Annotated in this window: 7 protein-coding genes, 1 tRNA gene and 1 pseudogene; 4 read left to right on the top strand and 5 right to left on the bottom strand. The window is 39.5% G+C overall.

What is annotated here, in order from left to right; all coding sequences use genetic code 11:
• Positions 1 to 170: 170 nt before the first annotated feature.
• A complete protein-coding gene (locus IO68_RS29390) occupies positions 171 to 815 on the bottom strand; it encodes a sterol desaturase family protein (protein WP_023013887.1) in 645 nt (214 codons plus the stop codon).
• Between the two features lie 115 nt (positions 816 to 930).
• Here IO68_RS29390 and IO68_RS29395 point away from each other — a divergent pair, with 115 nt between their 5' ends.
• Complete coding sequence (locus IO68_RS29395) at positions 931 to 1,938, top strand: AraC family transcriptional regulator (protein ID WP_023013888.1); 1,008 nt, start codon at positions 931 to 933, stop codon at positions 1,936 to 1,938.
• Between the two features lie 175 nt (positions 1,939 to 2,113).
• Positions 2,114 to 2,803 (top strand): aquaporin Z, encoded by a 690-nt coding sequence (gene aqpZ, locus IO68_RS29400; RefSeq protein ID WP_023013889.1) that lies wholly within the window; start codon positions 2,114 to 2,116, stop codon positions 2,801 to 2,803.
• Positions 2,804 to 2,847: 44 nt separating this feature from the next.
• Here aqpZ and IO68_RS29405 read toward each other — a convergent pair whose 3' ends face one another.
• The 3 genes from IO68_RS29405 to IO68_RS29415 all read right to left on the bottom strand — a co-directional run bounded on the left by IO68_RS29405 (position 2,848) and on the right by IO68_RS29415 (position 6,270).
• Positions 2,848 to 3,090, bottom strand: coding sequence for a hypothetical protein (locus IO68_RS29405; RefSeq protein ID WP_007480353.1), 243 nt, complete (start codon positions 3,088 to 3,090; stop codon positions 2,848 to 2,850).
• Positions 3,091 to 3,160: 70 nt separating this feature from the next.
• The gene (locus IO68_RS29410) at positions 3,161 to 4,234 is read right to left on the bottom strand and encodes a DNA/RNA non-specific endonuclease (protein WP_023013890.1); all 1,074 of its coding nucleotides are present in this window, start codon (positions 4,232 to 4,234) and stop codon (positions 3,161 to 3,163) included.
• Between the two features lie 158 nt (positions 4,235 to 4,392).
• Positions 4,393 to 6,270 (bottom strand): potassium transporter Kup, encoded by a 1,878-nt coding sequence (locus tag IO68_RS29415; RefSeq protein ID WP_004877957.1) that lies wholly within the window; start codon positions 6,268 to 6,270, stop codon positions 4,393 to 4,395.
• Between the two features lie 123 nt (positions 6,271 to 6,393).
• On the opposite strand from IO68_RS29415, the gene IO68_RS29420 reads away from it, so the two are divergent.
• Positions 6,394 to 6,484 (top strand) — tRNA-Ser (locus tag IO68_RS29420).
• Positions 6,485 to 6,666: 182 nt separating this feature from the next.
• Positions 6,667 to 7,830 (top strand): tyrosine-type recombinase/integrase, encoded by a 1,164-nt coding sequence (locus IO68_RS29425; RefSeq protein ID WP_023013891.1) that lies wholly within the window; start codon positions 6,667 to 6,669, stop codon positions 7,828 to 7,830.
• 312 nt (positions 7,831 to 8,142) lie between these two features.
• Here IO68_RS29425 and IO68_RS0117050 read toward each other — a convergent pair.
• A pseudogene (locus tag IO68_RS0117050) lies at positions 8,143 to 9,066 on the bottom strand (restriction endonuclease subunit R); the annotation flags it as partial.

A 9,066-nucleotide genomic window follows, 5' to 3' on the forward strand; every position in this document is an offset into this window, starting at 1 on the left:
CTGGATAAATATTAAGCAACAAAAAGGCTTGAGCTAAAGTAGCGATAAACTCAGCATAAATATTGACATTAAATCCCGATTTTATTGACAATTCACGACAAGCTCATCTTTATTGTCGTGATTTATCAAAATAATAACTTTGACGTAGTTATTTACCCTTAACAGATAGGTTAAGCGACTGATGCACTTTGCTCTTGTTCTACGACAGGAGGCTTAATCAGTTTTGGCTTTTGCTCAACCCATTTTGCTGGAAATACAGATTCAATCGCATGACTGAGTGCTTTAGAAATAGAGGCTGGTAACTTGATACCTAGCGGATTGTCCTCTTTCAGATCAGCTGAAGAAACTACTCGAGTTCCCATCACATAATCAAACCATGGGCGTGTCACACACCAGTTCGCATCTTGGTTTGAATTCATATGATGATCATAATGCCAAGGAATTGTACGACGTGCCCAATCAGGTTCTAAATGTGCGCGACGATGCACATAATAATAATTTCCTGCACTGTAAATTGCGGCAAGTGACATCCCTTTCGAGAAAGGATAGAACACAACACTTGCTACACCCGCTGCCACAGCAAGCGACATTAACTCATTACGAGTACGCCAACTATCTAGCCCCTCAACATAACAATCATCAGAAAATTCTTGTTTGCGCACTTCACGATGGTGTGCCCAGTGTGACTCCATACTTTTTGGAACTGGACTATAGCGTGGCTGTCCTGGGCGATGTACGCCATGTAAAACGTATTTATGTGCAAACCACTCAAATGCATTTGCAACGGCTAGACCTGCAATAAAACCCTTTAACATGGTTTTCTCCAAAAGTTTCCTTATTTTTATTAAAGATATAAATTTTTATAGGCGAAGTATTGACGATACGATATAGTTATATTGACAAAACACGACAAGATCGGGAGTAGACGGGATGTCTCAACTCAAGAATTATACAGGCTCTGTATTTGGAGGTTTGGGGCACTTATTAAAAGCCTATTGCGAAGCAAAAAATATTGAAATTCCTGAACAATTACAACAAGTTCAAAACCTAGAGCGCTTTGATTATGTGATTTGGCGTGACTTGCTGGAAAACCTCAATGCGATGCACCCTAAAACAGGTTTAGGGTTAGAAATTGCGGAATATGTTCAACCGAAGCATCTGGGGATTATTGCTTATCTTGCTTTGTCCTGTGAAAATTTAGGCGAGGCTTTGGCCCGATATCATGACTTTCATCGACTGATTTATGATGGCAGCCCTCTCATTGTTGAGTTCAATCCACCTTATGTCTCGATTCGTTGGGAAGCCCCTGAACCTCATCCAACACAACTGACAGATGAAATTGCAATTGCCCTTATGGTGCAGTTTCTAAAGCTCTTTATGTCAGGCGAAAATATTCATTTACATGAAGTACACTTCGTCAATACAGCACCCAAAAACATCGCAATTTATGAGCAATACTTTCATTGTCGTGTTCGTTTTGAACAACCTAAAACTCAGTTATTGCTTCCAGTCAGTGAAGCGTTTAAACCGCTTAGAACTGGCGATCACACATTACAACAGCTGTTGTTAAAACAAGCACAGGCTCTATTGGAACAACTACCAAACTCAACTCAACTGGATCAACGTTTACAACATTCCATTTTGACTGGACTACAAAAAAACCAATATCAAATTGATTTTATTGCTGAGAAATTAGGACTTTCAGTACGACAATTACAACGTCATTTACAACAACAAAACACCACTTTCCAAGAGCGCGTACAGCAAATCCGCTTTATGCTGGCAACCGAATATTTAAAAGACCCTCATTTGAGCCTACAAGAAATCGCCCTGCTACTTTGCTATTCAGAACAAAGCGCTTTTCAACGTGCTTTTAAGATTTGGACAGGACAAACGCCTCAGCAATGGCGGAAAGACAACACAACTTACAATTCGTAATAAATTTCGGGGCAAACTAACGGTTTCACAACTGATCATTATTTTTACACCATTTATACAATAGCCTACAACTTGCGTGAATTAATTCACATTTATTTCACATAGGTTGAACATATCCACAATAAATTTTTGGATGGTTACTTTTTTATTTTTTATAAATTGTGTGGTGATAAAAATGAACAAATATTTAGCAGAATTTCTCGGAACCTTTTGGCTCGTATTTGGTGGTTGTGGTAGTGCAGTGCTTGCAGCTGCATTTCCAGAACTTGGAATCGGTTTCTTAGGTGTTGCTTTTGCTTTTGGTTTAACTGTTTTAACAGGCGCTTATGCCTTTGGTCATATTTCTGGAGCGCACTTTAACCCAGCTGTCAGTGTGGGCTTATGGGTGGGTGGTCGTATCGAAGCCAAAGATTTAGCACCATATATTATTTCGCAAGTGCTCGGTGCAACATTCGCTGCATTTATTCTTTACATTATCGTTCAAGGTCAAGCAGGCTTTGCAGGCACAGGCGGCTTCGCTACCAATGGTTATGGTGAGTTATCTCCAAACCACTTTTCGTTGGCTTCAGCATTTTTAATTGAAGTGGTTTTAACAGCAGTTTTCTTGATTATCATTTTGTTATCTACACATAAGAATGCCCCTGCTGGTTTTGCACCGATTGCGATTGGTTTGACTTTAACAGTGATTCATTTAATCAGTATTCCAGTCACCAATACATCTGTTAACCCAGCACGTAGTACAGGCGTTGCATTCTTTGCAGAAACAGCAGCATTAAGCCAACTTTGGTTGTTCTGGGTAGCACCAGTTATTGGTGCTGTGATCGGTGCAATCATCTACAAGGTGGTAAGCAAGGAGAAAAACTGAGCTAGATTGCAATAAAAAAACAGCCTGATTAGGCTGTTTTTTATTTATAGAAATGGGTTTTCTATCTCTTGTTCAGGTCGACGTTCAATCTTCGCAGGCAATTCTTGCTGCTCTAATGCTGCCACAAGCTCATTCACAAACTGCTGTAAAGCTTTTGCTGTTTTCAAACCCTCTTGATCTTTGGTGATCTGCAAATTGCCATATAAGCTCACGCAATCTAAATCATTTTCTAGTGTCAGATCATAAATCGCTGCTGACTCATTTCCGTTTTGAAAAGGCTTAAACATTTTTTCTCTCATTGTTATTGTCAGTTTTACACCATGAGCGAAGTGCGGAGACTTTGCAATCTTCGCTACACTATCTCAACAATTGTAAGAAATACTGAACTAGGGCATCGACTAACTGCTTGATTAATGCTTGTTTAGTTTCCTCATCGATCTGTGGAAATTTACTTTCAGCTGCTTGCGTTTGTCCTGAGGTGAACTGTTTTTGCTGTGCTTGAATACTGGCATTATCCGCTTCATCTGCGCACTGACTTTGACCATCCCAATGCGCGTAACTGATCTCTCTATTGGCTTTTACATTTTGTGCAGTGAGTGGAAGATGATAAACATTCCGCTTCTGTTGTTCGGTCAGCTGTGGAAATAAATTGATTCCCAGTTTCTCTTCCAGATAACAGATACTCACCACTTTCACCTGCTGAGAATTATTGTTCGGAGCGTAATAAGCACCAATAATCCCCTGCTTGGGCAAATAAACTGCCTTATATACCGCCGTTGGTACAATCACTCCACTGCCAATGGTTTTTAATCTTTTACCTTCAAAAACTGGCCCAGTGAGTACATAAGCATCTTTATGATGTTTGGTTACGACTGCTCGAACCGCCTCTTCTAATTTACGCCACACTTCCTGATTATTTTTCGGTGCTTGCGGCACCATATTTGCCAATGAAAAACTATCATATTGTGCTGCGGTATTATTCATATCCGCATTCGGTGCCATATGGCCACGATCATATCCTGAACCACGATAATCGGATAACAATGCACGATGAGACTGTTGTACACGTGTCTCTTCATGAAAATTATCTTCACGCTTAATTTTGATACTTAAACGTTCAGGCGTGAGATGCTCTGCTGACCAAAGTGGGGTTTTAGAAATCCCAGAGTACATAACATTAAAATCATTAAAGCACAGTGCATAGCTGTCTTTTTTAAGGCTATCTTTTGCTAATAATGGCGGTACATCGCGATAAAACTGTTTTAAACAAGCCCCATTACTCGACTGTAATGGAATAAATTTAGCAATTTTTTCACTACCAAATGCGATCGCAAAACTTCCTGTCGCGATCAAAGCAAGCATAATTTTTCCAACATTTTGGCTTAAAAAAGTAGCTTGTGATTTACCTTTTCTCGTTGATCTCTTCGCCATAATTACATCAAAATCAATATGAACGCGAAGCTTAGCAATTCAAAACTACGCTGTATATTGAGTTACCACAAAGAACGACAATTTATGTCGCAAAACTGTTCAATTGAACAACAGACAATAAAAAAGGCACTCTAAAGTGCCTTTTTCTTCAATATTTATTAAATTTCAATTTGACTACCCAACTCCACCACACGGTTGGTTGGAATTTGATAAAAGTCACTCACAGGGCTGGTATTACGCTGCATCGAGATGAATAGACGCTCACGCCATGGAGACATCCCATCACCAACACTATGCACAATACGATCACGCGAAATAAAGAAGCTGATTTGCATTAAATCATATTCAAAGCCTAATAATTCATAAGCTTGAACCAACGCACGCGGCACATTCGGCTCATCTTTAAAACCATAAAAGATTTTTATACGATAAAAAGCACCGTCCAAAGTCTCGACGCTGACACGTTCTTCTTGCGGAACAAAAGGGACATCTTCGATCACCACAGTGACTAAAATATTGCGTTCATGCAGCACTTTATTGTGCTTAATATTATGCAACATCGCATGAGGAACTACATTCGGCGTGCCTGTTAAGAAGACCGCATCGCCCGGTACACGCAGTACATTGTCACCCAAGCTTCTGACAAACAGATCCAATGAAAGCGTATCTTGTTCAAGTTTGGCAAATGTAAGCTCTCGACCGCGCTTCCAAGTCATCAGAATCATGATGGCGATACCGCCGATCAATAATGGCACCCAACCACCAGAGAACATTTTTAATGATGCCGCAGCCACTAAAATAGACTCTAGAACAAAGAATGGAATAATCAAAAGCAGAACTTTTGGTAAGCTCCATTTCCATGCATAGTAGATAAAAATCGAGACTAAAATCGTGTCACACAACATGGTCAAAGTCACAGCAAGACCATATGCACTTGCTAAGTTTGAGCTAGTTTGGAAAATTAAAATGAGGATAACAATTGCCACGAGCAACAACCAATTCAAGAAAGGTACATAGATCTGCCCCTCTTCTGAATCCGAAGTATGTTTAATACTGAGTCGTGGTAAATATCCTAATTGAATCGCCTGACGTGCTAAGGAGAAAACGCCTGAAATCACCGCTTGAGATGCAATCACCGCCGCCATCGTTGCCAAAATGATCATTGGGTAAAGCGCCCAACTTGGAACGAGTAAATAGAACGGATTTTCAATCGCACTCGGATCACGTAGCAATAACGCACCTTGCCCTGCATAATTAAGCACTAAACAAGGAAGCACTACACTAAACCAGCCTAGTCGAATCGGCGCTGGTCCAAAATGTCCCATATCGGCATAAAGCGCTTCACCGCCCGTTACTGTTAAGACCACCGCCCCCATAATGAAGAACGACATGACAGGATGAGTGAAAATAAACTGAATCGCCCAATGTGGACTCACCATTCCAAGGACTAAAGGTGTTTGTACAACACTGACAACTCCCCAAATCCCGAGTGACATAAACCACAATAACGTGATCGGACCAAAGAATTTACCAACAAATGCAGTTCCATGTTTCTGCATCAAAAACAAGGTTGTCACGATAACAATCGCAATCGGTACAATAAACGGGTCCAACACATTGGTTGCAATCGAAAGACCTTCAACCGCCGACAATACCGATATTGCTGGGGTGATGATCCCGTCACCAAAAAAGAGTGATGCACCGATAAAACCAATTGCGATCAGATAAATCTTTTTACTATCCGATATTTTTGCTTTTCGTAGATTCAGGGCCAATAAAGCCATGATTCCACCTTCGCCATTATTATCAGCACGCATAACGATTGCGATGTATTTGATACTAATGATCAGCATCAAACACCAGAAGATAATGGACAAGATACCCAAAACATTTTCAGGTTGAATCCCTAAACCATGTGCAGCATGGAAAGATTCTTTCAACGCATAGAGAGGGCTTGTTCCAATGTCTCCAAAGACCACCCCTAATGCTGCCAATGCCGTGGCAGGCAATGCTGCTTTTTTTGCAGTATTTTGCATATATTGTCTTCAATACAGAACATTACATGTCGCAATCTTAACATTAGCCAAAAAGTTTTTGTGCAAATCTGTTCGACGACAACTTGGCAGCCTGCTTTTTTTTCGTTACTATCGCACCCCATTGGTGAGGTGTCCGAGTGGCTGAAGGAGCACGCCTGGAAAGTGTGTAAACGTTTATAGCGTTTCGAGGGTTCGAATCCCTCTCTCACCGCCAAATTTAATTTCTATGATGTCTCATAGAGTCTTAAAAGCTTAAATCTAAAAGGTTTAGGCTTTTTTTATTGCCTTATACTATTCGATGAGATCTATTGTAATCCCCTATAACGTGGGGGATAATTGGGGGACTATTTAAAATCAACAATAATCATCCCCCAATATATAAGGATAACATCCTAAATGCTTACTGATGCGCAAGTTAGAAAGATCAAACCAATTGATAAGAAAAAACGCTATTCAGATGAAAAAGGGCTTTATTTAGAAGTTACACCATCAGGTGGACGTTTCTGGCGGTTAAAATATCGATTTAATGGACGTGAAAGCACTTTAACAATAGGAAGCTATCCTGAAATTTCTCTCGCTCAGGCTCGACGTGTCCGTGATGAGGCACGAATACAACTTTATAATAATATCGACCCTAACGCCGCAAAAAATCAACGTCTCGATAAAACTGATAAAAACAAGCTTTTCAAAGTTCTAGCAATGGAATGGATGCAAGATCGTAAAGATGCGATCACCGAAGGCACTTACTTACGGGATTTATCTGTTTTTGAGAAAGATCTGTTCCCTGCTTTAGGTGATATGCCAATTGATCAAATTAAGGGAAAGGACGTATTAGCTTGCGCGAAAAAAATTGAAGAGCGTGGTGCATTAGAAATGGCAAAACGCTCTATTCCTTTAACTGGCCGAATTTTTCGCTATGCGATCCGTAAAGGTATTATTGAGAATGATCCAACCCCACACCTACAAGAGGCATTAAAGCCACGTAAAGTAAAACATATGGCTCGTTTGGATATCTCTGAGTTTCCACCTTTTTTAGAGCGTATGGATCGTTATCACGGTAGTATCTTGGTTAAAACAGCACTACAACTAATGACATTAACATTTGTGAGAACTGCTGAACTGATCAATATGGAGTGGAATGAGATTGATTTTGATAATCATTTATGGCGTATTCCAGCATACAAAATGAAAATGGCATTACCTCATATTGTTCCTTTATCAAGACAAGCCGTTGAGCTAATAGAAGGTCTTCGACCAATTACAGGTAACAAGCAATTCGTTTTTTACAACCATAGTAAAGCCAAACCTTTAAGCAATAATGCTCTCTTAAGTGCAATTCGAACTATGGGATATATGGGAAAAATGACTGGGCATGGATTTCGAGGACTTGCGTCTACAACCTTACATGAACAAGGTTATATGCATGATGCGATTGAAATTCAATTAGCCCACACCGTTGGGAACTCAGTTTCTCAAGCTTACAACCATGCACAGCATGTAGATTATCGAAGAAAGATGATGCAGGAATGGGCGGACTTTATTGATGGGTTAAGGGAATAAAAGATATTATCTCTAATAATTTTCACAAAATTGTGATTATTAGATTATCTAACTTTGAATAGCTACCAATTCTGTAGATACTTTATGTTTTTCTTGAGCTGCTCAGAATCACTAGACAATTGGCTCGTATTTTAATACCAATCGAATACATTAATAAGGCAAGATGTGCAATGCCACGGTATAGAATTTAGCTCAAATTTAACCTGACTGTTTGGAACAAATAACTGTACCTATCTGACTAAATTTGAGCTACTAATGAGTTGGAGGTTTTAGATATATTTAAAAAACGTGTCCTTAGCTACGATTTTTCCATTACCCAATATACGACATGAAACCATCCACATCCTTGGCTTTTATATACTCAGCAGGTTTCTCTACATCTGCTGCTAATGCGGCAAAATGTTGTTCACCACATTTTATCTTAGCCCCTTCCTGATGACGTAAATCATCCCACCATGTACTAGATTTTGTTTCTACAACGAAAAATAGCTTTTCCTCTCCTTCATCATCAACAACAATTGCCCAATCAGGGTTATATGTACCTAACGGTGTTGGCACCTTAAACCAAGAAGGTAGTTTTGCATAAATTTTGATCTTTTCATTTTTCTCTAAATCAAGTGCAAAATTTTGCTCAACTCCCGCTGAATCATATATGACATGGGTGTAAACAGATTTCTGTGCTTCGATCATATCTTTTAGATATCCGCTTAGCTCAGTCTGCTCAAACAATTCTTGCGCGTAATAGTGATCATTACCTACTTTCGTATATTTTATACCATCTACCAAAGCCAATCTTTTAGTTCTAATAATTGCTTCAGCACAATAATCCATAAACTGCTGTGGATTTCGCTTAAAGTCTTCTAAACGTTTGCTATCTTTCAGGATACGTACAATACTTTTACGAGTGAGCTGCGTTCTATCCTGCAAATCAGTCAAAATATCTGGCAACTCAATATTTGTTTCATTCACTGTCGTGAAACCCGATTTTGATGTCTCATTCGCCAGTACTCCACCTTTGCTAATTTCCAACTCTGCTTTTCTAAATTGAGCCCTTGTCTTAGTGATAGGTGGACAAGCAAAGATTGCCTCTGCGCAGTCTTTGATTAATTTCTCATTATCAAAATCAACTCTATATGTTGTTTTAAATTTGATTCGATCCCAAAGTTCCTTAAAGTCTTCTGAATCTAAAATTGCTTTTCTAGTGGCTATAGGTGTATGATGTGTGCTGAGAAAACA

The organism is Acinetobacter sp. COS3, assembly GCF_000475335.1.
Taxonomy (GTDB): Bacteria; Pseudomonadota; Gammaproteobacteria; order Pseudomonadales; family Moraxellaceae; genus Acinetobacter; species Acinetobacter venetianus.

Coding starts and splice junctions, on each gene's coding strand:
- aqpZ (WP_023013889.1), top strand. CDS start 2,114: ATGAACAAATATTTAGCAGAATTTCTCGGAACCTTTTGGCTCGTATTT.
- IO68_RS29390 (WP_023013887.1), bottom strand. CDS start 815: ATGTTAAAGGGTTTTATTGCAGGTCTAGCCGTTGCAAATGCATTTGAG.
- IO68_RS29410 (WP_023013890.1), bottom strand. CDS start 4,234: ATGGCGAAGAGATCAACGAGAAAAGGTAAATCACAAGCTACTTTTTTA.
- IO68_RS29395 (WP_023013888.1), top strand. CDS start 931: ATGTCTCAACTCAAGAATTATACAGGCTCTGTATTTGGAGGTTTGGGG.
- IO68_RS29405 (WP_007480353.1), bottom strand. CDS start 3,090: ATGTTTAAGCCTTTTCAAAACGGAAATGAGTCAGCAGCGATTTATGAT.
- IO68_RS29415 (WP_004877957.1), bottom strand. CDS start 6,270: ATGCAAAATACTGCAAAAAAAGCAGCATTGCCTGCCACGGCATTGGCA.
- IO68_RS29425 (WP_023013891.1), top strand. CDS start 6,667: ATGCTTACTGATGCGCAAGTTAGAAAGATCAAACCAATTGATAAGAAA.